The 26,405-nt window shown below is 70.6% G+C and carries 27 protein-coding genes; 6 read left to right on the top strand and 21 right to left on the bottom strand.

Annotation, left to right across the window (positions count from 1 at the left end; translation table 11 throughout):
- Positions 1 to 16 precede the first annotated feature (16 nt).
- The gene (gene hsaA / locus M6B22_RS17680) at positions 17 to 1,222 is read right to left on the bottom strand and encodes a 3-hydroxy-9,10-secoandrosta-1,3,5(10)-triene-9,17-dione monooxygenase oxygenase subunit (RefSeq protein WP_269442893.1); all 1,206 of its coding nucleotides are present in this window, start codon (positions 1,220 to 1,222) and stop codon (positions 17 to 19) included.
- A 155-nt stretch (positions 1,223 to 1,377) separates the two neighbouring features.
- Here hsaA and M6B22_RS17675 point away from each other — a divergent pair, with 155 nt between their 5' ends.
- From M6B22_RS17675 to M6B22_RS17665, 3 genes are read left to right on the top strand one after another with little or no spacing between them, the layout of a single operon-like run.
- Positions 1,378 to 2,538 carry a Rieske 2Fe-2S domain-containing protein gene (locus tag M6B22_RS17675; RefSeq protein WP_269442892.1) on the top strand — a complete coding sequence of 387 codons (1,161 nt, stop codon included), beginning with the start codon at positions 1,378 to 1,380 and terminating at the stop codon, positions 2,536 to 2,538.
- Positions 2,538 to 2,798, top strand: a complete 261-nt coding sequence (locus M6B22_RS17670) for a hypothetical protein (protein WP_269442891.1) — start codon at positions 2,538 to 2,540, stop codon at positions 2,796 to 2,798. Before M6B22_RS17675 ends, M6B22_RS17670 begins: the two co-directional genes overlap by 1 nt.
- Before the next feature lie 12 nt (positions 2,799 to 2,810).
- The gene (locus tag M6B22_RS17665; protein WP_269442890.1) at positions 2,811 to 3,278 is read left to right on the top strand and encodes a nuclear transport factor 2 family protein; all 468 of its coding nucleotides are present in this window, start codon (positions 2,811 to 2,813) and stop codon (positions 3,276 to 3,278) included.
- Between the two features lie 422 nt (positions 3,279 to 3,700).
- Here M6B22_RS17665 and M6B22_RS17660 read toward each other — a convergent pair whose 3' ends face one another.
- The 6 genes from M6B22_RS17660 to M6B22_RS17635 all read right to left on the bottom strand — a co-directional run bounded on the left by M6B22_RS17660 (position 3,701) and on the right by M6B22_RS17635 (position 10,923).
- The gene (locus M6B22_RS17660; protein ID WP_269442889.1) at positions 3,701 to 5,131 is read right to left on the bottom strand and encodes an FAD-dependent oxidoreductase; all 1,431 of its coding nucleotides are present in this window, start codon (positions 5,129 to 5,131) and stop codon (positions 3,701 to 3,703) included.
- Positions 5,128 to 6,048 (bottom strand): VOC family protein, encoded by a 921-nt coding sequence (locus M6B22_RS17655; RefSeq protein WP_269442888.1) that lies wholly within the window; start codon positions 6,046 to 6,048, stop codon positions 5,128 to 5,130. Before M6B22_RS17655 ends, M6B22_RS17660 begins: the two co-directional genes overlap by 4 nt.
- A 15-nt stretch (positions 6,049 to 6,063) precedes the next feature.
- Positions 6,064 to 7,248 carry an acyl-CoA dehydrogenase family protein gene (locus tag M6B22_RS17650; RefSeq protein WP_269442887.1) on the bottom strand — a complete coding sequence of 395 codons (1,185 nt, stop codon included), beginning with the start codon at positions 7,246 to 7,248 and terminating at the stop codon, positions 6,064 to 6,066.
- A gap of 95 nt (positions 7,249 to 7,343) precedes the next feature.
- Positions 7,344 to 8,381, bottom strand: a complete 1,038-nt coding sequence (locus M6B22_RS17645; protein ID WP_269442886.1) for a 2Fe-2S iron-sulfur cluster-binding protein — start codon at positions 8,379 to 8,381, stop codon at positions 7,344 to 7,346.
- A gap of 2 nt (positions 8,382 to 8,383) precedes the next feature.
- Positions 8,384 to 10,060: an FAD-binding protein gene (locus M6B22_RS17640; protein WP_269442885.1), complete on the bottom strand. Its 1,677-nt coding sequence runs from the start codon at positions 10,058 to 10,060 to the stop codon at positions 8,384 to 8,386.
- Complete coding sequence (locus M6B22_RS17635; protein ID WP_269442884.1) at positions 10,060 to 10,923, bottom strand: alpha/beta fold hydrolase; 864 nt, start codon at positions 10,921 to 10,923, stop codon at positions 10,060 to 10,062. The genes M6B22_RS17640 and M6B22_RS17635 overlap by 1 nt, the downstream gene beginning before the upstream one ends.
- A 167-nt stretch (positions 10,924 to 11,090) precedes the next feature.
- On the opposite strand from M6B22_RS17635, the gene M6B22_RS17630 reads away from it, so the two are divergent.
- Complete coding sequence (locus M6B22_RS17630) at positions 11,091 to 11,627, top strand: flavin reductase family protein (RefSeq protein ID WP_269442883.1); 537 nt, start codon at positions 11,091 to 11,093, stop codon at positions 11,625 to 11,627.
- A gap of 51 nt (positions 11,628 to 11,678) precedes the next feature.
- Here the strand turns inward: M6B22_RS17630 and M6B22_RS17625 are convergent, their stop codons facing one another.
- The 7 genes from M6B22_RS17625 to M6B22_RS17595 form a co-directional block, all read right to left on the bottom strand.
- Positions 11,679 to 12,557, bottom strand: coding sequence for an IclR family transcriptional regulator (locus M6B22_RS17625; RefSeq protein ID WP_269442882.1), 879 nt, complete (start codon positions 12,555 to 12,557; stop codon positions 11,679 to 11,681).
- A gap of 29 nt (positions 12,558 to 12,586) precedes the next feature.
- The gene (locus tag M6B22_RS17620) at positions 12,587 to 12,937 is read right to left on the bottom strand and encodes a hypothetical protein (protein WP_269442881.1); all 351 of its coding nucleotides are present in this window, start codon (positions 12,935 to 12,937) and stop codon (positions 12,587 to 12,589) included.
- Between the two features lie 4 nt (positions 12,938 to 12,941).
- A complete protein-coding gene (locus M6B22_RS17615) occupies positions 12,942 to 13,691 on the bottom strand; it encodes an ABC transporter ATP-binding protein (RefSeq protein WP_269442880.1) in 750 nt (249 codons plus the stop codon).
- A 13-nt stretch (positions 13,692 to 13,704) separates the two neighbouring features.
- Positions 13,705 to 14,430: an ABC transporter ATP-binding protein gene (locus tag M6B22_RS17610; protein WP_269442879.1), complete on the bottom strand. Its 726-nt coding sequence runs from the start codon at positions 14,428 to 14,430 to the stop codon at positions 13,705 to 13,707.
- A gap of 8 nt (positions 14,431 to 14,438) precedes the next feature.
- The gene (locus M6B22_RS17605) at positions 14,439 to 16,661 is read right to left on the bottom strand and encodes an ABC transporter permease (protein ID WP_269442878.1); all 2,223 of its coding nucleotides are present in this window, start codon (positions 16,659 to 16,661) and stop codon (positions 14,439 to 14,441) included.
- A 136-nt stretch (positions 16,662 to 16,797) separates the two neighbouring features.
- Positions 16,798 to 18,228 carry an ABC transporter substrate-binding protein gene (locus tag M6B22_RS17600; protein ID WP_269442877.1) on the bottom strand — a complete coding sequence of 477 codons (1,431 nt, stop codon included), beginning with the start codon at positions 18,226 to 18,228 and terminating at the stop codon, positions 16,798 to 16,800.
- Positions 18,229 to 18,352: 124 nt separating this feature from the next.
- Entirely contained in the window at positions 18,353 to 19,150 is a 798-nt protein-coding gene (locus M6B22_RS17595) for an SDR family NAD(P)-dependent oxidoreductase (RefSeq protein WP_269442876.1), read from the bottom strand.
- 155 nt (positions 19,151 to 19,305) lie between these two features.
- Between M6B22_RS17595 and M6B22_RS17590 the strand changes: the two genes are divergently transcribed.
- Entirely contained in the window at positions 19,306 to 20,169 is an 864-nt protein-coding gene (locus tag M6B22_RS17590; protein ID WP_407935541.1) for an LLM class F420-dependent oxidoreductase, read from the top strand.
- The gene (locus M6B22_RS17585; protein WP_269442874.1) at positions 20,166 to 20,660 is read left to right on the top strand and encodes a nuclear transport factor 2 family protein; all 495 of its coding nucleotides are present in this window, start codon (positions 20,166 to 20,168) and stop codon (positions 20,658 to 20,660) included. Before M6B22_RS17590 ends, M6B22_RS17585 begins: the two co-directional genes overlap by 4 nt.
- Before the next feature lie 2 nt (positions 20,661 to 20,662).
- Here M6B22_RS17585 and M6B22_RS17580 read toward each other — a convergent pair whose 3' ends face one another.
- The 7 genes from M6B22_RS17580 to M6B22_RS17550 form a co-directional block, all read right to left on the bottom strand.
- Positions 20,663 to 21,295 carry a TetR/AcrR family transcriptional regulator gene (locus M6B22_RS17580; RefSeq protein ID WP_269442873.1) on the bottom strand — a complete coding sequence of 211 codons (633 nt, stop codon included), beginning with the start codon at positions 21,293 to 21,295 and terminating at the stop codon, positions 20,663 to 20,665.
- 170 nt (positions 21,296 to 21,465) lie between these two features.
- On the bottom strand, positions 21,466 to 21,954 hold the full coding sequence (locus tag M6B22_RS17575; RefSeq protein ID WP_269442872.1) for a general stress protein: 489 nt from the start codon (positions 21,952 to 21,954) through the stop codon (positions 21,466 to 21,468).
- 31 nt (positions 21,955 to 21,985) lie between these two features.
- Positions 21,986 to 22,960, bottom strand: coding sequence for a YihY/virulence factor BrkB family protein (locus M6B22_RS17570; RefSeq protein ID WP_269442871.1), 975 nt, complete (start codon positions 22,958 to 22,960; stop codon positions 21,986 to 21,988).
- Between the two features lie 42 nt (positions 22,961 to 23,002).
- Entirely contained in the window at positions 23,003 to 23,761 is a 759-nt protein-coding gene (locus M6B22_RS17565; protein WP_269442870.1) for an ATP-binding cassette domain-containing protein, read from the bottom strand.
- On the bottom strand, positions 23,758 to 24,558 hold the full coding sequence (locus M6B22_RS17560) for an ABC transporter ATP-binding protein (protein WP_269442869.1): 801 nt from the start codon (positions 24,556 to 24,558) through the stop codon (positions 23,758 to 23,760). Before M6B22_RS17560 ends, M6B22_RS17565 begins: the two co-directional genes overlap by 4 nt.
- Positions 24,555 to 25,532 (bottom strand): branched-chain amino acid ABC transporter permease, encoded by a 978-nt coding sequence (locus M6B22_RS17555; protein WP_269442868.1) that lies wholly within the window; start codon positions 25,530 to 25,532, stop codon positions 24,555 to 24,557. The genes M6B22_RS17560 and M6B22_RS17555 overlap by 4 nt, the downstream gene beginning before the upstream one ends.
- Positions 25,529 to 26,404, bottom strand: a complete 876-nt coding sequence (locus M6B22_RS17550) for a branched-chain amino acid ABC transporter permease (protein ID WP_269442867.1) — start codon at positions 26,402 to 26,404, stop codon at positions 25,529 to 25,531. Before M6B22_RS17550 ends, M6B22_RS17555 begins: the two co-directional genes overlap by 4 nt.
- Between the last annotated feature and the right edge of the window lies 1 nt (position 26,405).

Raw genomic sequence — 26,405 nt, 5'->3', positions numbered from 1 at the left:
CCGGTCACAGCCGCTGTCAGACGAGGTTGTCCTCGACGGTCAGGCCGAACTCGCCGCGGCCGTAGAACGCGAGCGCGCGGTCGGCGTCGTTGGCGACGTGGACGCTGCCGGCGTGCGCGTCGCGCCAGGCACGCTCGATCGGGTTCCCGGTGCGCAGCGAGTTGCCGCCGGCAGTCTTGAACAGCAGGTCGATCGCCTCCACGGCCCGCTCGACACCCATCACCTGGTCGCGCCGCGCGCGCAGCCGCAACCGCATCGGGATCGGTTCGTGGGCGACCACACGCGCCCAGATGTCGGTGACGTTGCGGTCGGTCTGCAAGATCGCGGCGTCGAGCTGCGACGCGGCGCGGGCGACCGCCACCTGCGCGAAGTGGTCCTCGGCGAAGCGGCCGCCGCCGAGGCTGAGCCGGCTGCGGTCGCGCATCTGTTCCAGGTACCGCTCGTACCCGCCGGATACCGCGCCGATCACCGGCGCGGCGACGGCGCTCGTGAAGATCGTCGCGAACGGCATCCGGTACAGCGGGCCGGTGTTCACCTTCTGCCCCGGGCCACGCAGTTGTGCCTGCTCGTAGTTGCGCATGGTGCGGTGTGCCGGCACGAAGACGTCCCGCACGATCACGTCGTTGCTGCCGGTGCCACGCAGCCCGACGACGTCCCAGACGTCGGCGATGCGGTAGTCGGCCCGCGGCACCAGCACCGTCATGAAGTCCACCGGCCGGCCCTCGGCGCCGACGACGAGCGCACCGAGCAGGCACCACGACGCGTGGGCACAGCCGGAGGCGAACCCCCAGCGTCCGGAGAGCCGGTAGCCTCCCCCCGCGGCCACGCCCCCACCGGCGGGGGCACCCGCACCGTCGACCGGCGTGAGCCTGCCGAGCGGCGCGTACGACGAGGCGACCAGCACGGCAGGGTCGGCGCCCCACACCTCGGCCTGCGCACGATCGTCGAACAGCCCGAGCTGCCAGGGATGTACGCCGAGCACCCCGCTCACCCAGCCGGTCGAGGCACAGGCCGCGGCGAGCTCGCGGACGACGCGGTAGAAGCGCACCGGTTCGGCCTCCAGGCCGCCGTACCGTGCGGGTTGCAGCATCCGGAAGACGCCGGCCGCGCCCAGTTCCGCGATGGTCTCCGCGGGAAGCTCGCGCGCCTGCTCGGCGGCGGCGGACCGCGCCGCGATCGCGGGGAGCAGTTCCCGTACCGCGTCCAGCACCTCGTCGGCCACTCGCTACGGACCTCCTCAGCGCTCACCCTGCCGTCCCGTGCGCGCGCGGTGGCGCAGGGCTCCCGGTCAGTGGGACGCTCGACTCCTGCCGGCAGGACCGCTCGTAACCTGGCAACGAGCGGCCGAAGCCCTGCCGCGGAAAGGGAGTTGGCACCGTGAGCCTCACGCAGTCCGAGGACGAAGTCCGCGTCATCGACAGCGGAGCCGCGCCGGTCCGGTTCGCCCGCGGCTGGCACTGCCTGGGTCCGGTCGAGGAGTTCACCGACGGCAGGCCGCACGCGATCCAGGCGTTCGGCGAGAAGCTCGTCGTGTTCGCGACCGGTGCCGGCTCGGTCAAGGTGCTCGACGCCTACTGCCGGCACATGGGCGGCGACCTGTCGCAGGGCACGATCAAGGGTGACGAGGTCGCCTGCCCGTTCCACGACTGGCGCTGGGGCGGCGACGGTCGGTGCAAGAAGATCCCGTACTCGCGGCGGGTGCCACCGCGGGCGCGGACCCGGGCCTGGAGCACGCTCGTGCAGGACCGGCTGCTGTTCGTCTGGAACGACCCGGAGGGGAACCCGCCGCCGGCCGAGGTCACGATCCCGCGCATCGAGGGTGCCGAGAGCCCGGAGTGGACCGACTGGATCTGGAAGAAGCTCGTCGTCGACGGCAGCAACTGCCGCGAGATCGTGGACAACGTCGTGGACATGGCGCACTTCTTCTACGTCCACTTCTCGTTCCCGACGTTCTTCAAGAACGTGTTCGAGAACCACGTCGCCACCCAGTACCAACGCGGCAGCGGGCGCGAGGACGTCCGGCCGCCGGCCAAGCCGGGCGAGCCGACGCTCACCGACAACGAGTCGACCGCGTCGTACTACGGCCCCTCCTTCATGATCGACGAGCTGATCTACAACTATGACGACGGCTCGTCGGTGGAGAACGTGCTGATCAACTGCCACTACCCGATCTCGCCCACCTCGTTCGTGCTGCAGTACGGCATCATCGTCAAGAAGGCGACGCACCTGGCCGGTGACGCCGCCGAGCGCCTCGCCGCAGCCAGCGCCGAGCACATCGGCCGCGGCTTCGAGCAGGACATCGCGATCTGGCGGAACAAGACCCGCATCGACAACCCGCTGCTGTGCGAGGAGGACGGACCGGTGTACCAGTTGCGCCGCTGGTACGAGCAGTTCTACGTCGACGTCGCGGACGTGACGCCGGAGATGACGAACCGTTTCGAGTTCGAGCTGGACACCACCCGTCCCGTCGAGGCGTGGAAGCAGGAGGTCGCCGAGATCATGGCATCGCGGAGCCCGGCGGACGCGTCGGTGAGCTGATGGTCGAGCTCCCTTCCGGACTGCCCAGCCGCGCCGACGTCCCGGTGCGCTGCCAGCGCTGCGGCGTGCAGGTACTGGTCGGCAAGACGAGTTGGCAGCAGACGTCGGTGCAGTGGCCGGCGGACGGACCGGGCCGGTGCGAGGAGTTGCGTGAACGCTCCGCAGACGGCGCGATGATCGCGCGCGTCCGGACCTGTTCGGCGTTGCAGCGTTCGATCAGCAAGGCGGCCCTCGCCGGTATCGTCACCATCTCCGAGTGAGGGCGGTCTCGGATGGGCGGTGACGACGTCGCTGCGGAACAGCGTGACCTGAGCGAGTTGCGTCAGCTCGCGGAGGCGTACGCGGCCGCTGTCGATGCCCGCGACGTGGCCGCGCTGCGTGCGGTGTTCGCGTCCGATGCGCTGGTCGCGCTGCCACCGGCGCTGGCCGCGCGGCTGCCCGCCGCCGAGTTGCGCGGACCGGAGCAGCTGGGCGCGCTGATCGACGGGGTACGGAACTTCCACCGCACGCGGCATTTGATCACCGGCCAGTCGGTGGCGGTCGACGGTGACAGCGCCGCGGGCGAGACGTCCTGCACGGCACACCACGTGTACGGCGCCCCGGACCGGCAGCGCGATCTCGTACTCACGTTGCGCTATCGCGACTCGTTCGTGCGGACGCCGGCCGGTTGGCGCTTTCGCCGGCGTGAACTCGTACTCGACGGCTCGGCCACCGAGCCGGTGGAACCGATGGCGGAGTAGGCCGAGCGCGGCTGCCCTTCTCGTGGTCGCTCGGCGAATCCGCTGGCGACCACTACGAGGGCAATGCGTGCAGGCGGCGCATGACGCCCGCAGCCGGACTTGAGCGTGACGCATCTGGCACGGTGCATCACGCAGAGCGTCGGCCCGATCGATCGGAGGTGCGTCGGAAACGACAACGGCTCGCCAGAGGCCCGGGGCACGGACCGGTACGTGGTGCGTTCCGCACGACAACCGGCGAGGGTGGGCCGGCGAGCACGCAGCTGCCGCTTGGGCAGGTGCGTTTGGAACGACAATGCCGCGCGCGTGGCTCACGCGGATCAGCCGGTGCACCTGCGACCAGTGGCATCCCGGTCCGTCGCTGACACCCTCGAGAATGCCTGTCACCGCCACAGCAGCGGCCCCAAGCGGCAGAAGGTCGCCGATCAGGCGCCCCATCCAGCGGCCGCCGCCCCTGCGCGCCGGCCGAAGAAGGTGCCGTCACCGAGGGAGGTACCGCTGATGTAGCCGGCACCGTGCAACCCGGCGGCCGCTCGTCCCGCGGCGAACAGTCCGCCGATCACCTCGCCTCGGACGTCCACTACCGCGCCGTCCAGGGTGGTGGCCAGCCCACCGATGGTGAAGCCGGTGGCGCCGGAACTCGGCGCGCTACTGGCGAAGTCCTTTGCCGCAAACCCCATCCGCGGATCGAGAGCAGCGAATGGGGGGCGCAGCGGACGCAGCCAGTCCGCTGCCTTGTGGAAGTACGGATCCGCGCGGTCGGCGGCCCAGTGGTTGTACGTGCCCACCGTCAGCTCCAGCGAGCCGGACGGCAGGCCGCACGACCGCTCGAGCTCGGCCAGCGACTCCGCCACGAAGCGCGGCCGGGCGCCCCAGCGGTCGGCCTCGGCCACCGATTCGAAGCCGTCCTCGTCGATCAGTACCCAGTACGGGCCCGGTTGGTGCAGCACCGCCGCCTGGCTGATCAGTCCCGGGTAGACGTCCTCGTTGATGAACCGCTGACCCAACGCGTTCACGATCATCCCGCGCGCGGTGAGTTCCGGAACGATCGTCATCGCGACCTGCACCGCGGCCATGTTCCGCAGGCCGGCTCCGATCGCCAGAGCCATCGCGATGCCCGACCCGTCGTCGTTGCCGTCGCTGACCTTGCCGTGCCCGAGCAGCCGCGGCGCATGGGCAGCGAGCATCGCCTCGTTGTCGACGAAGCCTCCGGTGGTGATCACGACGCCGCGCCGCGCCCGGTACTCGATCAGCTCTCCGTACCGGCGCGCCCGCACGCCCACGACCCGACCGTCGGCGACGATCAGCGAGGTCGCCGAGGTGTCGGCCGCCACCCGCGCGCCCGCGGCGAGCGCCGCGGTGATCAGCTTGTCCATCAGCAGCCAGCCACCGTAGTGGCCGGTCGGCGGCCGGTGACCGCGCGGCGCCGGCCGCGCGAGTTGTGAATACGGCCAGCCGCGCTCCCCCATCCACATCAGGCCGTCGTCGCCGGAGGGCATCCAGGTCGGCCGGTCCCAGACGGAGGGACGGAACTCGACGCCCTGGGCCAGCAACCAGTCGTGGTGCGCGACGCTGCCCTCGCAGTACGCCCGGAGCTTCGCTTCGTCCGCGTTCGGCCCGAGCGCGGCGACCAAGAACGCGTACATGTCCTCGACCGTGTCGGAAACACCCGCGGCTACCTGCGTCGACGTGCCGCCACCGAGGTAGATCTCGCCGCCGGACATCGCCGACGAGCCGCCACCCGCGCTCGCCTTCTCCAGCACCAGCACATCAGCACCCGCCGCCGCGGCCTCGATCGCGGCGGCGGCACCGGCGCAGCCGAAGCCCAGGACGATGACGTCCGGGCCGCGAGTCATCCCGCCGGCGGCACGAACGCGGCCAGCGGCTCCGTCCCGGACCAGTCGTGACCCCAGTAGCTGTCGGCGGTGATCTCCTCGGCGGTGTAGTACGCCTCGTCGACGAGCATCCCGTCCCAACCCAGTTCGATGTCCCAGCCGCCCGGCGCGCGCACGTAGAACGACACCATCTTGTCGTTGGTGTGCCGCCCGAGGGTCGAGGAGATCGAGAAGCCGAGCGTCGTCAACCGGTCCAGCGCCTGGCCGACCGCGTCGAGCGTGTCCACCTCGATCATCAGGTGCACCAGGCCGGGAGCCTCGCCGTGCGGCGCCGGCACCAGCGCCATGCTGTGGTGTCGCCGGTTCACGCCCAGGAACCGCACCCGCGGCCGCGGCCGGGCCTGCGGGCTGCCGACCCGGATCGCGCCGCGCGGCAGGAAGCCCAGCACCTGCGTGTAGAACTCCTGCGTGGCGGCGAACGTGGTGGTGGGCAGCACCACGTGGCCCATCCCCTGCGCGCCGGTCACGAACCTGCTCCCGAACGGAGTCACCACCGGGGAGTGATCCAGCGCAGGGCCGAAGTACACCTCCACCGGCGTGCCTGCCGGATCGTCGAAGGCGATGACCAGCTCAGCCGCGCGCGCGTCAGCCTCCTCGTCCGACAGCGCCCGCACCTTGATCCCGGCATCCTCGACCGCGCGCTGCACGCGCTCCAGCGCGAATCCGTCACGCACCTCCCAGCCGACGGCGAGCACCCGGTCGCTGTCACCGGCCCGCACGATCAGGCGGGCCCGCCGCTCGTCCATGCGCAACGCCAGCACGTCATCGGACGTGTCCTTGCCGCTCGCCCAGCCGATCCCGTCCAGCGCGAACGTGCGCCAGCGGTCCAACTCTGCGGTCTGCACCTGCAGGTAGCCGAGGCCGCGGATGTCAGGCATTCGAAAGGCTCCTCACTAGATCATCGAGAGCATCGGGCCGGGCGGCGGCTCGATGCCCAGGTTGGTCAGCGCGGACACGTGGAACACCGACCCGGGCACGTGGATCGCGTGCGCGAGCCCCATGTGCGCGTCGCGCCAGAACCGCTGCAGCGGGTTGTCCATGCGCATCGCGTTGCCGCCGGACCGGGCCACGATCTCGTCGACCGCGGACACCGCACGCCGCGCCGCCTGCACCTGGATCCGCCGGCCCACCGCGCGGTCCTCCAGCGTCGGCTGCTGACCAGCCGCCACCATGTCGTAGACGCGGCAGACGTTCTCGAGCAATGCGGTCCGGGACGCGGAGATCTCGGCCGCCGCCTCGCCGATCGCGTACAGCACGTACGGGTCGTCCTTCACCTTCGTCCCGGTGATCTGCACCCGGGTGCGTTGGTAGGCGAGGTGGTGCGCGAGTGCCCCCTCGGCGATGCCGACGACGGCCGCGGTGATGCCGAGCGGGAACGCCACCGAGAACGGCAGCAGGTAGCTCGGATCGTCCAGGCCGGCGGCGCGTTGCAGCGTCCCGTCGACGACGCGGTTGTACTCCAGCGTGCGGTAGGTGGGGACGAACGCGTTCTTGACGATCACGTCCTTGCTGCCGGTGCCGCGCAACCCGACGACGTCCCACGAATCGTCGACGATCTCGTAGTCCGAGCGGGGCAGGATCAGGTGCAGCGAACGCGGCGGCACCGCCATGTTGCCGTCGGCGTCACCGACGAAGCCGCCGAGGAAGATCCACTGGCAGTGGTCGGTACCGGACGAGAACTGCCAGCGCCCGCTGAACTCGTAGCCTCCGTCCACGGGCTTGGCGATGCCCATCGGCGCGTACGGCGAGGCGAGCCAGGTGTCCGGGTCCTCGCCCCACACCTCGTCCTGAACCTTGGGGTCGGCGAAGGCGAGTTCCCACGGGTGCACCCCGACGACCCCGCTGACCCAGCCGGCCGCGCCGTCCAGGCTGGCAATCCGCATCACCGTCTCGGCGAACTCGCGCGGGTGCGCCTGCAAGCCGCCGCGCGAGCGTGGCTGCAGCAGCCGGATCGCGCCGACGTCGCGCAGCAGCTTCGCCGACTCGTCCGAGAGCCGGCCCAGCTTCTCGTTGATCGCGCCCTCGGCGCGCAACTCCTCGGCGCGTTCCTCGATCCGCTCGAGCACCTCGTTGGCCATGGCCGTCCTTCGTTCCCTCGCAGCGATTCGTCCACATCGAGCGTGGCATTGTGCCTCGGCCCGCACCTGCCGTGCTCCCGGTGAGTGGGAGCCGGTTACTCGTCGTAGGTGACGCGTACCGACGCGGTGACGGCTCTGGCCTGGCAGGCCAGCCGGTACCCGTCGTCGAGGTCCTCCTGCTCGAGCACCTCGTTGTGGTCCAGTTCCACCTCGCCCTCGATCAGCTTGCAGGCGCACGCGCTGCACTGCCCCTCGCGGCACGAGAAGGGCGCGTCCAGGCCGGCCGCGAGCAGCACGTCCAGCAGATGGTTGCCCGCCGGCCATGCGTGCGTGGTGGTCTGCCCGTCGAGCGTCACCTCGACGGTCGTGGCCGTGCCCGAGCCGTCGTCCACGAGCACGGCCACGTCGGCGAACGGGTCGTTGTCCAGGGACAGGAACCGCTCGACGTGCACCCGTTCCCGCGGCAACCCCGCCGTCACGAGTGCGGCGACCGCAGCGTCCATGAACGGCTCGGGCCCGCACACGTATGCGTTCGCTCCCGTGCGCCCGGTGGCCAGTAACGCCAGCGCATCCCGGTTCGGCAGCCCCTGCACCGACTCCAGCCAGTGGATCGCGATGAACCGGTCGGCGAACTTTGCGCCCAGTTCGGCCAGCTCGTCGCGGAAGATCACCGAGTTCTCGTCGCGGTTCGCGTACACCAGGGTCACTGTTCCGGTGCCGCTGTGCAGCGCCGACTTCAGGATCGACATCACCGGCGTGATGCCGCTGCCCGCGGCGAACAGCAGGAAGTCGCCGCTGAACGAGCGCGGCGTGAACGTGCCGGACGGGCGCAGCACCTCGAGCGTCGAGCCCTCGACGACGTTGTCGCAGATCCAGTTCGATCCGTAACCGTCGCGGGTGCGCTTCACGGTGATCTTCAGTGGCTCGCCGAGCGCCGGTGAGCTGCACAGCGAGTAGCAGCGCGCCGCGCCCCCGGGCCGGTCGGTCGGGACGCGGACGGTGAGGAACTGCCCTGCGTGATAGGCGAATCGTGCGCTGTCGGCCGGATCCGGCTCGAGCACGAGCGAGTACGCGTCGGCGGTCTCCTCGATCACCTGGGCGACCCGGACGCGCAACGCGTGCGACTGCGACACGGCTACGCCTTGTTGACCGTGGCACGGGCAGCCGCCGCGTGCGCCGCCGCGTGCCGCGCCGCCACATAGCCGAAGACCATCGCCGGGCCGATCGTCGCGCCGGCGCCCGCGTACTCGTTGCCCATCACCGACGCGGACGTGTTGCCCGTCGCGTACAGGCCGTCGATCACGGTTCCGTCGGCACGCAGTACCCGCGAGTACTCGTCGCACACCAGGCCGCCCTTGGTGCCCAGGTCACCGGTCAGCAGCGAGATCGCGTAGAACGGCGCCTTGCCGATCACGTCCAGGTTCGGGTTCTTCAGCGTCGGGTCGCCGTAGTAGCGGTCGTACGCGCTGTCGCCACGGCCGAAGTCGGCGTCGATACCCGCCCGCGCGAAGCCGTTGTACCGCTCCACCGTCGCGTCGAGCGCATCGGCGGGCAGCCCGATCGAGGCCGCAAGCTCGGCCAGCGTGTCCGCGCGGTGCACGGTGCCGGCCTCGTAGAACGCCTTCGGGAACGGGGCTCCCGGCAGCACCTGCGCGAACGGGTAGCGCGCGCGTGCCTTGGCGTCCATCACGAACCAGGCGGGCTGGTGTCCACCGGCGAGTTGCGCGTGCACGAAGTTGACGTACGGCGCGGACTCGTTGGTGAAGCGCCGCCCGGAGCCGTCGACGATCAGTGACGGCGGGATGCAGCGCTCGGACACCAGTGGGATCACCGGGCCCGCCGGGTGCCGTACCGAGGGCATCCACCACGCGTCGTCCATCAGGTCCACCGCTGCGCCGAGCGCGAGGCCGGCTGTGATGCCGTCACCGACGTTCTCCTTCGCGCCGGCGCTCGCGTCGTCCTGCGCGCCCGCAGGCAGGTACTCGGCGCGCAGCTGCGCGTTGTGGTCGAACCCGCCGGTCGCCAGCAGCACGCCGTACCGGGCACGCACCGCCACGAACTCGCCGCCGCGCTCGAGCACCGCGCCGGTCACCCGGCCGCTCGCGTCGATAGCCAGCTCGCGCATCGGGCTGCGCAACCACAGTTCGACGCCTGCGTCCTTGAGCGCCATTCGCAGCCGGGCCACCAGCGCCCGTCCACCGGTGGCCATGTGGCGCCGGCGCACCAGGTTCGAGGACACCCGCCACGCGGCGCGCAACGAGGCCCGCCGTCCGGCCCAGGTGCGCTTGACCATCGCGAGGTCGTGATAGTCACGCGAGGTGACCCAGAGTCCCAGTGGGCCCTTCAAGCTGTTCGGCCGCTGGTACTGCTCGTCCGCGCCGAGCTTGCGGGTGTCGAACGGCAGTGCCTCGATGGTGCGGCCCAGAGCCCGTCCCCCGTCGGCCTCGGGGTGGTAGTCGGCATAGCCCTTCACCCAGTAGAACCGCAGCCACCTGCTGCGCTCGAGCAGTTCGGTCAACGCCGGGCCGTTGTCGACGTAGGCACGCAGCCGCGCGTCAGGCACCCGGCCCGCCGTGATCGCCCGCAGGTAGCGCAGCACCGCCTCCGGGGCGTCGCCCGCACCGGCACGCACCAGGGTCGAGTTGTTGGGGATCCAGATGCCGCCGCCGGAGATCGCGGTCGAACCGCCGAACTTGCCGCCCTTCTCGACGACGAGCACGGACAGGCCGGCGTCGGCCGCCGCGAGCGCGGCAGCCATCCCGCCTCCGCCGCTGCCCACGACGAGGAAGTCGACGACGTGCTCGCTGCCCATCAAGCCTTCCGGGCCAGGAAGGCCAGCACCGTCGCGACGAACGCGTCGCGCTGCTCGAGCATGGTCCAGTGCCCGCACCGCGGGAAGACGTGCACCTCGGCGTTCGGCATGGTGCGCATCGGCACCAGCACCGAGTCCAGCGGGCTGACCCGGTCGTCGCGGCCCCAGGTGAGCAGGGTGGGAGCGCTGACCTTGTGCAGCATCGCCCAGTACGGCGGCTGATCGGAGTCGGCCATCGCCGCCTGCCGCGCCAGGAAGGTCTCGCGGGAGTACATCGCCCGCGCGGTGGCGAGCGAGTCGGCGGCCGTGGCGAGCGCCCAGCGCTCCTCGATCAACTCCTCGGTGACCAGCGCACGGTCGTACACCATCGAGTGCAGCCACTCGACGAGCCGCTCGCGGGTCGGGTTCGCCGCGAACTCCATCAGCAGGTTGATGCCCTCGGCGGGAGAGGCGCTGAACAGGGTGAGCCCGACGCCGCCGATCGTCACCAGCTTGCCGACCCGCCGCGGGTGCGCGGCCGCGACATTCAGCGCGACGATGCCGCCCATCGAGTTGCCGATCACGTCGGCGCTCTGCAGCCCGAGCCCGTCCAGCAACTGCAGCACCGCGGCCGCCGCCGTCATCATCGGGTGGCCCTTCGCCGGATCGCTGACACCGAAGCCGGGGAACTCGAGCACCAGGCAGCGATGGTGCTCGGCGAGCGCAGCCAGTACGCCTCGGTAGTTCTGCCAGCCGGACACGCCAGGACCGGAGCCGTGCAAGAGCACCAGGGGCGGGCCGCCGCCGGCTTCGTGGTAACGCAGCACGCCGTTCCCGGTCGCCAGTTCGCGCAGCGTCCCGTCCCGGGTGAGCTCGCCGGTCATCGACACCACTCCTTCCTGTCTCTGACGCTAACGACCGGGGCCGGTGCCGGTCGCGTCCGTCCCGTTGACCGGGATGCCCACGACGGGCCGAACCCGGCCCCACCGGCCGGTACCGCTGAGCGGGAAGTGCCGCCGCGGCCGCACGCAACCGCCCTACCGTCGACGGCATGCACACCTGCCAGCCCACCGGCATCACCGCGAGCGAGTTCCGCCGCGTACTCGGCCGGTTCGCCAGCGGCGTGACCATCGTCACCGGCGTGGACGGCGGGCAGCCGGTGGGCTTTGCCTGCCAGTCCTTCGCCGCCGTGTCACTGGACCCACCGCTCGTGCTGTTCTGCGCCGACCGGGCGGGCACGTCCTGGCCCCGGATCAGGGCGGCCGGGCGGTTCTGCGTGAACATCCTGGCCGAGCACCAGCGCGAGGTCTGCGACCGGTTCGGTTCACGGCACGGCGCGCGGTTCACCGACCTGCCCTGGGACGCTTCGCGCTGGGGCACGCCCGCGCTGCGCGACGTGCTCGCGCGCGTGCATGCCGAGATCCAGGACGTGCACGTGGCCGGTGATCACGACGTGGTGATCGGCCGCGTGCTGGAGCTGGAGTCCGCCGGCGAGCACAGCCCGATGATCTTCTTCCGGGGCGGGTTCAGCCTCGACCCGGTGGGCGATGCCTGGGACACCCTGGGCCGGGGCTGGGGCTGGGGCTGAGCCGGTCGCAGTACGCGGCGCGCACAACCGGCCGACCGCACCCGACCGGCCTCACACCCAGCTGCCGCCGACCGCGCTGGCCAAGAACCGGTCCATCGCCTCCGGCGACCAGGTGCGTTCGCCGCTTCGCACCGGAACGCGGCGCGGCTTGGCCAGCTCCGGGAACAGTTCGCGCGACACCTCGCGTGCGCCGTCGAGCACCAGCGGCGCCACCCGTTCCAGCTGGGTGTTGCGCGCCTCGCCACACAGCGAGATCGCCGCCACCGCCCCACGCTGCCCTCGGATCGCGGCGGCCACGCAGGCGATGCCGCGCACGCTCTCGCCGCTCTCGTAGGCCAGGCCGTTGCGGGTGCGGATCCTCCCCAGCTCCTGGTGCAGCACCGCGAGGTCGCCGATCGAGCGTTCGGTGCGCCGCACCAGCCGTCCACCGGACAGCTGATCCACCCGCTCCGGGTCGACCCAGGCGAGCATCGCCTTGCCGATCGCCGTGGTGTGCGCCGGTGCGCGCCCGCCGACACGGGACGGCAGCATCGCGGCGAGCGGCCCACCGAGCTTGTCCAGGTAGTGGATCTGCGCGTCCTCGAGCACCGCGAGATGCACGACCAGCCCGGTGCGCAGGAACAGCTCCTGCAGCACCGGCGCCGCTGCCGCACGGATCTCGCCGTGGCTGCCGTCCTGGCCGCCGAAGCCGAGAGCTCGCGGGCCGAGCGCGTACCCGAACGACGTGTGCTCGAGCCACGCGACCTGGACGAGCTGGTCGAGGATGCGGTGCGCGGTGGACCGCGGCAGCCTGGTGCGCGCGGTCACCTGCTCCAAGGTGAGCGTGGTGGTCCGGCGCTCGAAGGCGTCCATGATCAGCGTTACCCGTTCGACCATCGACGGTGGCAGTTGGCGCGTCGCGGCGGACGCGTCCAGGTCGACAACACTCATGTCAACACCTCCTGTGGGATCGGTCCGGGTCACGCGCCGCGGACTGCGGCGGCGAGTTGTTCCACGTGCTGCTGGCCCTCGTACAGCTGGCGCAGCAGCCATATCCGCAGGATCGAGGCGATCGCGGCGGCGAGGTACAGCGCAGCACCGAGCACCGCCAGCGCGAGGAACGCGATCGCGAGGATCTGCTCGGAGGCGATGTCGCGGTAGTCCGTCTTGGACAGCGACACCTCGTAGACCAGGAACGCGGCCACGACGCCGACGAGCATGAGGACGACGCCGACGGCGCGCCACAGCCCGTCGCGGCGACCGCCACGGGACTTCAACTTCAGCTCGGCCACGTCGGCCTTGAACTGCTCACGACGCTGTTCGGCGAGCATCGCCTCAGCCTCCTAGGTAGTGGGTGGAGAGTTCGTCTTCGACGTCGGCCGGTGCGCCTACGCGCACCACCTGGCCGTGCAGGATCAACGCGGCGCAGTCGGCGATCGGCAGCACGGCGCGGGCGAACTGCTCGGCCACGAGCACCGCGATACCCTCAGCCGCGAGCTGTGCCACCGACTCGTACATGCGCGCCACGATCAGCGGCGCGAGGCCCATCGACAGCTCGTCCAGGAGCAGGACGGCCGGATCGGTGCCGAGCGCGCGCGAGAGCGCGAGCATCTGCTGCTCGCCGCCGGACATCGTGCCGGCCAACTGCTTGCGGCGCTCGCCCAGCTTCGGGAACCGGGTGTACGCGACCTCCTCGAGCTGTGCCAGCGTGGCCCGCGTCCCGGCGGCCAGCCACAGGTTCTCGCGCACGGTGAGGTTGGCGAAGATGCCGCGCCCCTCGGGGATCGAGCAGACGCCGACGCCGGCGAGCTGGCCGGCGCTCACCCCGTTCACGACGCGGCCCGCCACCCGCAGCTCGCCCGCGCTCGGCGTGAGCAGCCCGGAGCACACCTTGAGCGTGCTGGTCTTGCCGCCGCCGTTCGGGCCGAGCAGCGCGAGCACCGAACCGGGCTGAAGCTGCAGGTCGATGCCGTGCAGCACCTCGATCGGGCCGTACCCGGCGCGCACGGCGGACAGTTCGAGCACCGGCTCAGGAAGCACGTGCTCGACCTCGGCGGGTACGTCCCTGCGCAGCGTCTCGTTCATTCGCGGGGCGCCTTCATGCGGCTGTACCGATGTAGGCGGCGATCACGGCCGGATCCTGCTGCACCTGCTCGGGCGTCCCGGAGGCCAGCACCACGCCGTAGTCCAGCACGTGGATCTGCGAGCAGATGTCCATCACCAGCCCCAGATCGTGCTCGACCAGGCAGATCGTCAGGCCGTCGCCGGCGAGCCGGCGCAGCAGCCGGCCGAACGCCGCGGTCTCGTGCTCCGTCTGCCCGGAGGCCGGCTCGTCCAGCAGCAGTACCCGCGGCTGGGCCATGAGCGCTCGGGCGACCTCGACGACACGCGCCTGGCCGGTGGGGATGTCGGCGACGTCCTGGTCGGCCACCGCGGACAGCCCGGTCAGCTCGAGCAGCCGGTCACACTCGCTGTCGACGTCGATGCGCCCGCGCCGGTTGGCGTTTCGGATGTCGCCGGCCACCCGCAGGTTGTCGCGCACCGACAGCGACAGGAACAGCTCGAGGCGCTGGAAGGTGCGGCCCAGCCCGCGGTGGGCACGCTTGGCAGGCGACAGCGCGGTGATGTCCTGCCCGTCCAGCAAGATCTTCCCGGCGTTCGGCCGCTGCAGGCCGGTGATCGCGTTGAACAGGGTGGTCTTCCCGGCACCGTTCGGGCCGATCAGGCCAGTGACGCCGGCCGGCGCGACGTCGATGCTGACGTCGTCCACCGCCTTGAGCCCGCCGAACCGCACGGTGAGCCCGACTACCTGCAAGGTGCTCATGGCCGCGCTCACCTGCCCTGCAAGGCGAGCCGGCGGTCGAGCAGCCCGAGCGCCCGCTCGCTGTAGGGCTCGTCCACCCCGACGGCGGCCAGGTCCGGCTCGGGCTCGGTCGGGTGATCACTCATCGCGGCCGGCATCAGCAGCTGTCCGAACACCGGCAGCATCACGAGCAGCACGTAGGTGATCACGCCGAACCACCAGTTGCCGATCACGCCGGTGAGGGCTAGCAGGTAGGTGATCGCCTCGGCAGCGGCGCCGCCGTACAGGACCGGCCGGGCGCGGCCCAGCAGCCGCCGGTACCCGTCGAACAGGTCGTGCAGGAACCCGCTCGGGCTGCGGCCGATGGTGACGCCGATCAGCGCCGGCAGCACGGCCGCGATGTGGGCGAGGGATGCGTACAGCCCGTGCAGCCCGGCGCTGCCGTCGGCGAGGTGGTTGAACGACGCGATGATGATGACGAACCCGATGCCGGACAGCACGCCGCCGGCGAGCGCGCCGGTCACGTAGCCGATGCCCGCGGACACGGTGAGCATCAGTAGAGACAGGCTCAGGAAGATCGAGAAGTTGTCCATCGTGACGGTGCCGATCGCGCTGGACATCAGCACCCCGCCGAGACCGGCGATCGCCGCGGACAGGGCGAACACGCTGAGCTTGAGCCGTACCAGGTTCTGCCCGAGCATCGCCGAGGCGACCGGGCTGTCCTTGAGCGCGGCGAGCCGCCGGCCGTAGCCACTGTTGCGCAGCGCCACCAGGCCGATCCCGATCGCGGCAAAGATCACCGTGACGCTCATCAGGAACGTGGTGCCGTCCTTCAGGTCCAGCGGCCCGATCTTCAACGGCGGAACGATCAGGCTGCCCTGCGTGAACAGCGAGAAGCGGGTGTGTAGCAGTGGCAGCCGGTGCGGCGAGATGTCGGCCAGGATCATGTCCGAGACGAACACGCCGAACGCCATGGTCGCGAGGGCCAGGTACAGCCCGCGCATGCGCAGCGCGGGCAATGCGACCAGTGCGCCGACGGCTGCGGTGACCAGCACAGCCAGCAGCACGCCCCACAGCGTCATCCGGGCGCCGAACCCGGTTCCGGTCAGCCCGAGGTGGAACACCACCAGCGTGGCGATCGCGCCGAACGAGCACACCGCGAGGTTCAGCTGGCCGGCATACCCGGTCAGGACGGTGAGCGACAGTGCGGCTACCGAGAACGTCAGACCGACTGTCAGCGTGGTGATGTCCGAATCGACCATGAGCAGCCGCAGCAGCAGTACCACGCCGACCAGCGCCAGCCCGGCGAAGGCGGCGGTGCGGACGGTCGGCACGCGGTACCGCTCGCGGGTGCGTACCGCGGCGCCCTGCAGCCGGTCCTGCGGCAGCACGACCAACACCAGGAACAGGATGATCATCGGCAGCGAGATGCGGAAGTTGCTGGTCCACGACCACGCCGACGGGAAGTAGGCCAGGACGTACGTTGCGGCCAGCCCGAGCACGATCGCGCCGGCGAAGGTCCGCGGGATGCTCCGCAGCTTGCCGAACATCGCCGCGGCGAAGGCGTCGATCACCAACAGCGTCAGGGCGTTCGCATCCAGCGAGCCACCGCTCAGCGGCGTGATCAGCACGCCCGCGAGGACGGCCAGCGCGCCGCCGAGCAACCAGGACAACAGCGACAGCCGGTTCGGCTCGTGCCCGTTGAGCTGCACCAGGTCCGGGTCGTCGACGACGGCGCGCATCGCCACGCCGACCCGGGTCCGGTAGAACAGCAGCCGCAGGCCGACGGCGATCAGCACCGCGACGCCCGCGGTGATCAGCGCGTGCGTGGACACCGTTACGCCACCGACCGTCACGTCGCTCGCGTACCCGAAGAACGGCTGCACGGCATGCGGCTCGCTCGGCGACCAGAGCCACTGCGCGAGGGCTACCGTGCCGAGCAGGATCGCGACCGTGACGACGATCTTGGTGACCTCGGCGGTGTTGCGCAGCCCCCGGATGATGAGCAGGTACAGCCCGCCACCGAGCAGCGGCGCGACGACACCCAACGTCACCAGCAGGGCGAGTGGCGTCGGCCAGCCCCACCCGTAACGCACCTGCCAGTACGCGAACGCGCCGAACATCGCCTCTGCGCCGTGCGCGAAGTTGAAGATCCCGGAGGTGTTGTACGTCAGGACGAGACCGGATGCGGCGATGCCGTACACGGCACCGAGCACCAGGCCCAGCACGGTGTAGGTCAGGAAGATCGTCATCAGCGCCCCTGCTCGACGGACTGGACTCAGACTAGTATGTATTTCAGTTTTGGCAAGACATGCCGGTGCCCTGGATCGGTTCGCACACGTGACAGGGGCGGTGGCCGGCCTCGCCGGTCACCGCCCCTGCTTCCGGTCAGCTCTGCGGCTTGATGACGTCGCCGGTCAGGAACTTGGTCGCGATCCGGTCCGAATTCAGCGTCGTACCCCAGGTCGCTTCGGGCGTCTTGACCGCGTACTCGTCGTTGCAGTCGAACTTGCCTGTCTCGCTCGGGAAGTCCTGAACCCACTTGGTGCCATCGAGCTTGAGGATCAGCCCGCACTTGGACGGCAGGTTCGCTCCGGGATCGGTGGGCGCGTTCAGGCCACCGCCGGTCCACTCGTGCTCCTTGGCCAGATTGTTGACCACGCACTGCCGGGTCAGGTCGGCACCACAGGCCTTGGCTGCGGTCGCCCACAGCAGGAACGAGGAGGCCCCCTGCATTCCCAGCAGGGCGGTCTTGCCGCCGACTGCCTGCACCGCGTCGACGTACTGCCGGACCGCGGGCACTGCGGCGGCGTTCTCCAACGGCTCGAAGGCGCTCATCACGTACACCTTGTTGCCGAAGCCGGCGGTGTTCCACTTGGCGAAGTCAGCCGTGTAGCCGTTGGCCTGCATGACGTAGATCGGGTCCAGACCCACCTGATGGATCGCGGTGATCAGGTTGTTCGTCAGCGGGCCCGGCGTCGGCAGGTAGATTATCTTCGCACCACACTGCTTGAACTTCTGCGCGAACGGCACGTAGCTCGGCTCACCGGTGTAGCTCGTGGTCACGCCGCAGTCGAGCACCTTGTAGCCGGCGGTCTTCACCGCCGCGGCCACCTTCGCGGAGGTCGCCTGGATGGCCGGCAGGTTGGAGTTGGCGATCGCGAAGCCGTCGAGCGCGCCCGGGAACTGCTTGGCCAGCTGGTAGAAGATCGAGGCCACCTGGTAGTCGTCCGGGTTCGGCAGCGCCTGGTACATCATCGGCGCGTTCGCGAAGTCCGGGCCGACGGTGTACGCCGGGACGGCCGGCAGCTTGCACCCGATCCGGGTCTGCTCGGCGCCCTCGTCACCGGCCCAACCCTCGCCGACGAGCATGAAGTCGGCCTTGCAGGCCTGCTGCATCGCGGTGTTGACCTGGGTGATCGCGGCATCGTAGAAGTCGCCCTTGATCGTGCGGCCGTTGATGCCGCCCTGGTCGTTGCACCACTTGATCATGGCCTTGACGGCGTCGCCGATCTCCTTGTTCAGACCGGGATTCTGCGCGAAGCCGCGGTCATCGCCGTAGCCGATCGAGATCAAGGTGTCGGTGACCCCCTGCTCGGTGGCGCCCTTCGCGTCGCCCTTTCCGCACGGCGAGTCGAGCGTGCCGAACTTGGCCGCGTCGGCTGCGGCGCCCGTGGACCCCACACTGCTCGCCGCGCCCACCGGCGCGGTGCTCGTCGGACCGCCGCCACCGCCACCGCGCTTGTTGCTGCTACAGGCCGAAACGGCCACCAGGAGCGCGACGAACGCGGCCCCCAGCTTCATGCTCCTGCGTTGCACGATTCGCACTCCTCGGGTCGGCGGGTCCCTCCGGATGGGGCCCGACAGTAGTATGAATTTCAGTTGTCAGGACGGAATCGTTCCCGTCTCGTTATCCGGCCGCGAGTGTTAGCAGCCGGGTGGATCAGCGGCTCGGCACGAGCCGGCGGGTCGCCTCGGCAGCGCGACGCACGATCTCGGCACGCCCGAATCCGTTGCGCCGGCGCGCGGTCTCGAAGTTGCCGCCGGCGATCCACAGAGGACCGTCGGCGAGGTGCTCGAGCCCTTCGCGCGCGACGTCGGCCGGTTCGGCGACGTTCAGCCCGGGCAGGTCCATCCGCAGCCCGGCGCGTTCCATGGACGGGGTACGGGTCACGCCGAGCACCAGCCCGAGAACGTGCACGCCGTGCGGTGCGAGTTCGATCCACAGGCTCTCGGCGAGGATGCGGTCGAACGCCTTCGCCGCCGAATACACGCCGATCTGTGGTTGACCGAGGTAGCCGGCGAGCGAGCCGAGCAGGATGATGCCGCCGCGGCCGCGATCCTTCAGCCGCTTGCCGAAGTGCTGGGTCAGCCGCAGTTGGGCGCCGATGTTCAGGTCGATCACCTGCTGGAAGCGGTCCGGGTCGCCCTCGACGATCTCCGCGCCGTAGGTGTTGGCGCCCGCGTTGAAGATGAACAGCCCGACCTCGACGTCGGCGGTCGCGGCGCGCACCGCGTCGAGCGCCCCGGCCGCGATCAGGTCGAGCGCCACCGTGCGCACCTGCACACCGCGTTCTCGGGCGCGCCCGGCGGTCTGCTCGAGCGGGCCGGGCTTGCGAGCGAAGAGCACCAGGTTGATGCCCGCCGCAGCCAGCTCGTCGGCGAAGGCGGCGCCGACACCCTCGGAGCCCCCGGCGATCACGGCCCACGGGCCGTAGACGCTGCTGTCGATCGACACCACTGGACCCCGTTCCTTGCCCGGCTGCTTGCGAGGAATGTGGCACCGCAACTGCCACCTGGCACCCCGCCTTCCCGCTCACCGGGACCGGGCCGAACCGGCCCAGATCGGTGCTGTTAGGACTCACTCGTCGGCTCGTTGCTGTGAGGGGTGCGCGGATGCGGATCGGGATCGTGAGCCCGGTGCTCGTGCGGTACCCCGGCGTGGCCTCGGCCTGGGAGCGCGACGCGGGCATCGCCCAGGTGGCTCAGATCGCCCGCACCGCGGACACGCTCGGCTTTCACCACCTGACCTGCAGCGAACACGTCGCGGTCCCGGTGCCGATCGCGGCCGAGCGCGGCAGCACCTACTGGGACCCGCTGGCCACCTTCGGCTACCTGGCCGCCGTCACCGAGCAGATCCGGTTGGTGACCCAGGTGCTGGTGCTGGGCTATCACCACCCGCTGGCCATCGCGAAGCGGTACGGGACGCTCGACCGGGTCAGCGGCGGCCGGCTCGTCCTCGGGCTCGGGGTCGGCAGCCTGCAGCAGGAGTTCGACCTGCTCGGCGTCCCGTTCGCCGACCGTGGCGCGCGGGCGGACGAGGCGCTGGCGGCATTGCGGGCCTCGCTCGGCACCGCACGTCCGGTGTTCCACGGCAGCTACTACGACTTCGCGGACGTCGTGGTCGAGCCGCACGCGCTGCAGCCGCACGTCCCGTTCTGGATCGGCGGGCGCACCCTGCGTTCACTGCGCCGTGCGGTGCGATCCGGCGACGGTTGGGTGCCGTTCGGCCTGTCCACCGATGAGTTGTCCGCGATGTTGCGGCGCGTCGAACTGCCGGCCGGCTTCCAGGTGGTGGTCAGCACCGGGCGCCCGCTGGACCCGGGTGCCGACCCCGACGGCGTGCGCCACGCCCTCGACCGCGCCGCAGCAGCCGGCGCGACCGTTGTCGGCGTCAGCATCGCGGCGCGGTCGGCGGCGCACTACTGCGAGCAACTCGGTGCGCTGCGCGCACTCCATCGCGACGAGGAGACACAGTGAGCACCGAACTGGACGCGCGACTGGACGCACTGGAGCAGCGGCTCCGGCTCGTCGAGGACGAACTGGCCGTCACCCGGCTGGTGCTCGGCTACGGCCCGCGGGTGGACAGCGGCTCGGCCGAGGCGACCGCCGCGCTCTGGGCCGAGGACGGCAGCTACGAGTTCGAGGCCGGCGCGGCCGCGTTACGAGGCCGTGCCGGCCTGGCGGCGATGGTGCGCAGTGACGCGCACCGGGCGCACCTGCACCGCGGCTGCGCCCACGTGCTCACGGCGCCGCACGTCGTCGTCACCGGCGACACCGCCGTGGCGACGTGCTACTCGCTGATGCACCACTACGTCACCGAGACCGGCATCTTCCAGGTCAGCCGGGTATCGGCGAACCGCTGGGAGCTGGTGCGCACGGGCGACGGCTGGTGCGTGGCGAATCGCACCAACCGGCTGCTGAACGGCGACGACGCGGCGCGCGCCCTGTTCGCCTCGACGATCGGCTGAACTCAGCGGGCTGCGGCCGCGGCGCGCGCCGCCGAAGTGCCGGCCATCAGCATCGTGCACGCCAACCGCAGGTCGCTCTCGGCGTCCGGCATCGACAGCCGGCCGTTCAGGCTCGACGCCAGGATGCCGCCCCACGCCTGCAGCAGCACGCGCATGATCGCCAGATCCCCGGCCGTCGGGTGCTCGATACCGGCGGCGTGCAACAGCACGTCGCGCATGGTGTTGTCGATGCGTGCGACATCGGTGACGGTGGCAGCGTTGGCGGCGTTGGACGATTTCATCATCGCGCTGGCGAGTTCCGGCTTGCTGAGCAGCGCCCGGTTCGCCCGCACCAGCACGTCGAACACCAGCTCCCCGGGGTCACCTTTGCGCTTGGGGCGCTTGGCGAGCGCCTCACCCATCCGCTCGATCTGATACGACATCACCCCGACGAACAGGTGCGTCTTGGACGGAAAGTAGCGGTAGAGGGTGCCGATCGCGACGCCGGCGCGCTTGGCCACCTCGTGCATCTGCACGTGATCGAGGTCGGTCTCCGCGCCGAGGTCCTCGGCCGCCTGCAGGATCCGCAGCTGCCGGGCGTGCTGGTCGGGCGAGCTGGGCTCGGCGGCAGCCCTCGCCTCGGCAACTCTCGGCACCGGTCCTCCACTCGCACGCTGTATCAGATCCGACAGTATCGGTCAGGCATCCTCGAGCGGCTCGGCCCACCACGACGCCACCTTGTCCTCGAGACGGCGCGCGCTCACGCCTCTTGACTACCAGCCGTGCCCGCCGGCCCGCGACCAGCTCTCCCGATCAGCGGGACGGGTCAGAGCGGCTTGATCGTGGTGATCAGCTCGCGGGCCTGCTCGGCGAACTTGTGCTCGACGAGCACCTCGTACTTGGTCGCGATCACCTGGGTTACCGAGGTGAAATCGCGCGTCCCGCCGCGGGTGGCCGCGGTGAAGCCGAGCTGGCTCCAGATCAGCCCGAACAGCGCGCCCAGCAGCGGCGTCGTGATCAGGAACCCGACCTGCCCGTCCGCACTGAACAGTGCGAAGGCGATGCCGACGAACAGCCCGATCCAGAAGCCGGACGCCGCACCGGCCGCGGCGAGCTTGCCGCGGGTGAGCCGGCCGGTCACGCGCTCGACCGATTTGAGCTCGGTGCCGACGATCGCGACGTTCTCGACCGGGAAGCCGTTGTCCGACAGGTGATCGACCACGCGCTGGGCCTGGACGTAGTCGTCGTACACGCCGAGCGACATCGGATAGTTCAGGCTGAGCGACGGGCCAGGAAAGCCACGCGGGTTCGTCATGCCTCCAGCGTGCCATGCCGGCGCCGCGCGTTCACTCACCTGACCGCAGCCGGCTCGCCTCCTCGACCCGCAACTTCTCCGCGTCGTCGAGCTTGCGGGTGTCGCGCACGTCGACGAACGGCTCGAGGTCCGGCGGCATGCCGGCGCGGATGGCCCGCTCGCGCTGGGTTTCCGCGTCGAACTCCAGGCCGAGCAGGATCGCGATGTTGGAGATCCACAGCCAGACCAGGAAGACGATGACGGTGGCGAGCGTCCCGTAGGTCTTGTTGTAGGAGCCGGAGAAGGAGACGTACAGGGCGAACAGCCCGGAGGCGACAAGCCAGCTGAGCACCGCGAGTGCCCCGCCAGGGGTGATCCAGCGGAACTTCGGCTGCCGCACGTTGGGGCTCGCCTTGTAGAGCAGCGAGATCATCAGCGCGACGATCACGAGCAGCACCGGCCACTTGAGGATGTTCCAGGTCAGCACGGCCGCGCCGCCGATGCCCAGCGCGCTGCCGACCTGGCTGGCCACCGAGCCGGTCACCACGATGATGACCACGCTGGCCACCAGCATGATCACCAGCGCAAGCGTCATGCCGAGCCGGATCGGCGCGGTCTTCCAGATCGGCCGGCCCTCGTCGACCTCGTAGATCGCGTTGGACGCCCGCATGAACGCGGCGACGTACCCGGACGCGGACCACAGTGCGAGCACGATGCCGACCACTGCCGCGAGGCCCGCGGCCCCGGACCTGCCCTGCACCTGCTCGATCACGGTGCGCAGGAAGCTGTTGACCCCGCCGGGCGCGATCTTGCCGAGGTTGTCGAGCACCTGCTGCGCCTTGTCCTTGCCGAGCAGGCCCATGATCGAGACGAGGACCAGGATGCCGGGGAAGATCGCGAGGACGCCGAAATAGGTCAGTGCCGCGGCCCGGTCGGTCACATCGTCGTGCTTGACCTGGCGGACGGCGCGCTTGCCGATCGCCAGCCAGCCGGCCCGGGGCATCTGGGCAGGAGTGTCTACGGTCACGGGGTCCTTCGTCGTCGGGCGGGCGGCGTTCCTGCCTCGGTGCTACCCGGGCAGCCCCTGTTCCAACCGCGCCGGTTCTGCTGCCGAACCGCTGCGCTGTATGCCGAGGGCCTGCTCGTAACGCGCTTGCAGCGGCCCGAACCCGTTTTCGACCGTGGCCGTGACCGAGCCGCGAACCAGCACGTAACCTCGGTCTACCGCGTGCCCGAGAACGGTCAGCTCCGGAGCCGCGAGCAGGATCGCCATGCCACCGGCCGCCAAGTCCTGAACGGTTGTCGCCAGCATCTGCACGATCTTCGGGGCCAGTCCGGTCGCCAGTTCGTCGAGCAGCAGCACCCTGGGCCGGCCCATCAGCGCACGTGTTACCGCCAACATCTGCTGCTCGCCGCCGGACAGCACGCCCGCCAGGCTCGAGCGACGTTGCGCCAGGATGGGGAAGCGGGCGAGCGCGGCGTCGACAGCCCCCCGCGGAAGCCGCAGCTGCTCCGCGGCCACGAGCAGGTTGTCACGGACCGTCAGCTTGGGGAACAGTTGCCGCCCCTGGGGCACGACGGCGACACCGGCCCGGCCGCGCCGGGACGCCGCGGCCCGCGTCAGGTCCACACCGTCCAGGCTGACCCGGCCGCGCGCCCGGACCGAGCCGAATGCCGCCAGCACCAGGCTGCTCTTGCCGGCGCCGTTCGGCCCGACGAGTGCCGTGACCTTGCCCGGCGGCACCGTCATCGAGACGTCCGAGACCGCAACCGCGCGGCCGTAGCGCACCTCGATGGACTGCAGCGTGAGTCCACCCGGTCCCTTCATGCCGGCGCCTTCGCCGTGGCTGTGCCGAAGTACACCTGCTGCATCTCCTGGCTCTGCATACAATCGCGCGGGCTCCCTTCGAAAACCACCCTGCCTAGATCCAGTAGCAGGACGCGGTCGGCCAGCCCGGCGACCAGGTCGACGTTGTGATCGACGAGGATCACCCCGTGATCACGGCGCTTCAGGATCGCGATCACCTCGCTGATGCCGCCGACACCCGAACCGTCAGCGCCCGCGAACGGCTCGTCGAGCAGCAGGACGCGAGGGTCGGCACCGAGGGCTCGGGCCACCTCGACCAGGCGCTGCTCGCCGAGAGTGAGGTCGCCGGCGAGCCGATCGAGATCGCTCAGGTGCACCTCGGCCGCGAGCCGCGCCACCAGCTCGTCGTCAGCGCGGTGCCGCGGCTGGATCACTCCGTGGACGGCGCCGCCGATCAGGGCCGCGACGGAGCGGTGCCGGGCCGCTATGAAACCGAGCGCGATGTTGTCGCGCACGGACAGGTCCATCGCCAGCTGCGGATGCTGGAAGGTGCGGGCCAGCCCGCTGGCCGCCCGGGCGGCCGCACCGGCCGGCAGGGTGCGATCGCCGACTCTGATGGTCCCGGCATCGCTCACCTGCGCACCGGTGATCAGGTCGACCAGCGTGGTCTTGCCGGCACCGTTCGGGCCGACCAGACCGAGCACCTCCCCCGCGCGCACCTCGACGGTGACGTCGTCGACGGCCACGACGCCGCCGTACCGCTTGCGCAGGCCGGTCGCGCTCAGCAGGACCTCGCCGGCCTTCGTCAGGTTCGTCATGTGCGCACCGCGCCGCGCCGTCGCAGCAGCAGGCTCGTGTTCCGCGAGACGGTCTCGGTGAAGCCGAGGACGCCCTTGGGGAACACGATCAGGATGATGAGCACGCCGAGCGAGACGAGCAGCGTCCCGCTCGAGCTGAGCGCATCCACGTTCAGGGTGAGGTCGACGATCACGCCGGCGCCGAGGACCGCGCCCCAGGCCGTCCCGATGCCGCCGATGATCGGCATGAACACCGCCAGGAAGATGACGTTCGTACTGAACGTCTCGGGGTTCACGGCGCCGATGTTGGACGTGAACAACGCGCCGCCGAGTGAGGCGATCGCTGCACCGATTCCCAGCGCAACCAGCTCCAGCGCCGCCACCGAGACACCGCCTGTCTCGACAACGATCGGCACCTCCCGCGAGGTCCGTACCAGGATCCCCCAGCGGCTCAGCCGCAGCCGGTCCAGCGCGAAGGCGAGGACTGCGATCAGCACTGCCCCCGCGATCACCTGGTCCTGGACGGACGGCTGCCAGCCGAAGAAGCTCAGCAACGGCAGGGTGGAGATTCCAGCGGCGCCGCCGGTGAAGTGCGACTGCCCCAGGAACTGGGTGAACGCGTTGGCGAACAGCAGCGTCACCGCGCCGAGGAAGAACCCGGACAGTCGCCGCGTGGCCAGCCCGAGCAACACTGCCACCGCGGCCGCGATCGGCGGGCCGACCAGCCAGCCCGTCCACAGCGGCCAGTGTTCGCGGGTGGACAGGATCGCGACCGCATACGCGCCGATCGCCGCGTGCGCACTGTAGGCGAGCGAGAGCGAACCGGCGAGCACGAACGGCACGAACATGCCGAGCGCGATCAGCCCGTACGTGTAGCCGGTGATCATCAGGCTGCTGCGGAACCCGTTGCCGTTCGCCCAGTTCGTCAGGGCGAGCAGCACGATGGCGCCGAGGATCGCCGTGCACACGTCGGGCGGCGGCAGGTAACGCCTCATACGCGCACCCGCGCGGTGAAGATTCCCTCGGGCCGGAACGCGAAGAACGCCATGGCCACGAGGACGAGCGCGTAGGAGAACGCCGCGCCGCCCAGGTAGTACGGGATGAAGATCTGTCCCATCGCCAGCAGCAGCCCGCCGAACAGCGGTGCCCACACCGAGCCGGTTCCACCGATGACGAGGGCGAGGAAGCCGTTCAGCGTCCACTGCAGTGCGTTGCTGGTGCTCACTCCGGACTTGCCGGCGAACAGCAGCCCAGCGACGGCCGCGATGAACCCGCCGATGACGAACGCGATAAGCCGGGTCCGCCCCACGGGCAGGCCGAGCGTGCGGGCGGTGTCGGAGTTGTCGCCGATGGCGCGCACCAGGCGGCCGGCCCGGCTACGCCTCAGCCACAGTGCCAGTCCGGCGGTCAGCGCGATTGTCACTGCCAGGAGCGGCACGGTGATCGGGTCCACGACGGCGGACCCGACGTGGAACTGGCTTGTGGTCCATACCGGGTGCCCGGCGCGCGAGTCGCGCCCGAACGCCTCGCCAGCGAGTTGCACCACCGCGAACAACGTGGCGGCGACCGCGACCAGGGCGGGCAGTTCGCCGCGCCCGGACCGCGCCTGCACCGGCCGCACGATCGCGAGTTCGATAGTCGCGGCGAGCACCATCGCCGCGAAGACGGCCGTCACGGTGGCTGGCCAGACGTCCCAGTCGTGGTCGCCGACCAACCAGCTCGCGCCGAGCGCGGCACCCATCGCTACCGCACCGATCGCGAAGTTGAAGAACCCCGCGCCGATCAGGTTGATGAAGTACGCCAGGGCGAGCAGGCCGAAGAAGCAACCGTCCTCGATGACGGCGACCCACAGCTGGGAGTTCAGCATC

The organism is Jatrophihabitans cynanchi (assembly GCF_027247405.1).
GTDB classification, from domain to species: Bacteria; Actinomycetota; Actinomycetes; order Mycobacteriales; family Jatrophihabitantaceae; genus Jatrophihabitans_B; species Jatrophihabitans_B cynanchi.
The sequence above is the reverse complement of the archived record's forward strand: the minus strand, read 5'-3'. Positions and strand labels throughout refer to the sequence as shown.

Bases quoted from the DNA above. Each gene is read 5' to 3' on its own strand.
- M6B22_RS17670 (WP_269442891.1), top strand. From the start codon at position 2,538: ATGGTCGAGCTCCCTTCCGGACTGCCCAGCCGCGCCGACGTCCCGGTG.
- M6B22_RS17665 (WP_269442890.1), top strand. From the start codon at position 2,811: ATGGGCGGTGACGACGTCGCTGCGGAACAGCGTGACCTGAGCGAGTTG.
- M6B22_RS17660 (WP_269442889.1), bottom strand. From the start codon at position 5,131: ATGACTCGCGGCCCGGACGTCATCGTCCTGGGCTTCGGCTGCGCCGGT.
- M6B22_RS17655 (WP_269442888.1), bottom strand. From the start codon at position 6,048: ATGCCTGACATCCGCGGCCTCGGCTACCTGCAGGTGCAGACCGCAGAG.
- M6B22_RS17650 (WP_269442887.1), bottom strand. From the start codon at position 7,248: ATGGCCAACGAGGTGCTCGAGCGGATCGAGGAACGCGCCGAGGAGTTG.
- M6B22_RS17640 (WP_269442885.1), bottom strand. From the start codon at position 10,060: ATGGGCAGCGAGCACGTCGTCGACTTCCTCGTCGTGGGCAGCGGCGGA.
- M6B22_RS17635 (WP_269442884.1), bottom strand. From the start codon at position 10,923: ATGACCGGCGAGCTCACCCGGGACGGGACGCTGCGCGAACTGGCGACC.
- M6B22_RS17630 (WP_269442883.1), top strand. From the start codon at position 11,091: ATGCACACCTGCCAGCCCACCGGCATCACCGCGAGCGAGTTCCGCCGC.
- M6B22_RS17625 (WP_269442882.1), bottom strand. From the start codon at position 12,557: ATGAGTGTTGTCGACCTGGACGCGTCCGCCGCGACGCGCCAACTGCCA.
- M6B22_RS17620 (WP_269442881.1), bottom strand. From the start codon at position 12,937: ATGCTCGCCGAACAGCGTCGTGAGCAGTTCAAGGCCGACGTGGCCGAG.
- M6B22_RS17615 (WP_269442880.1), bottom strand. From the start codon at position 13,691: ATGAACGAGACGCTGCGCAGGGACGTACCCGCCGAGGTCGAGCACGTG.
- M6B22_RS17610 (WP_269442879.1), bottom strand. From the start codon at position 14,430: ATGAGCACCTTGCAGGTAGTCGGGCTCACCGTGCGGTTCGGCGGGCTC.
- M6B22_RS17605 (WP_269442878.1), bottom strand. From the start codon at position 16,661: ATGACGATCTTCCTGACCTACACCGTGCTGGGCCTGGTGCTCGGTGCC.
- M6B22_RS17590 (WP_407935541.1), top strand. From the start codon at position 19,306: ATGCGGATCGGGATCGTGAGCCCGGTGCTCGTGCGGTACCCCGGCGTG.
- M6B22_RS17575 (WP_269442872.1), bottom strand. From the start codon at position 21,954: ATGACGAACCCGCGTGGCTTTCCTGGCCCGTCGCTCAGCCTGAACTAT.
- M6B22_RS17565 (WP_269442870.1), bottom strand. From the start codon at position 23,761: ATGAAGGGACCGGGTGGACTCACGCTGCAGTCCATCGAGGTGCGCTAC.
- M6B22_RS17560 (WP_269442869.1), bottom strand. From the start codon at position 24,558: ATGACGAACCTGACGAAGGCCGGCGAGGTCCTGCTGAGCGCGACCGGC.
- M6B22_RS17555 (WP_269442868.1), bottom strand. From the start codon at position 25,532: ATGAGGCGTTACCTGCCGCCGCCCGACGTGTGCACGGCGATCCTCGGC.
- M6B22_RS17550 (WP_269442867.1), bottom strand. From the start codon at position 26,404: ATGCTGAACTCCCAGCTGTGGGTCGCCGTCATCGAGGACGGTTGCTTC.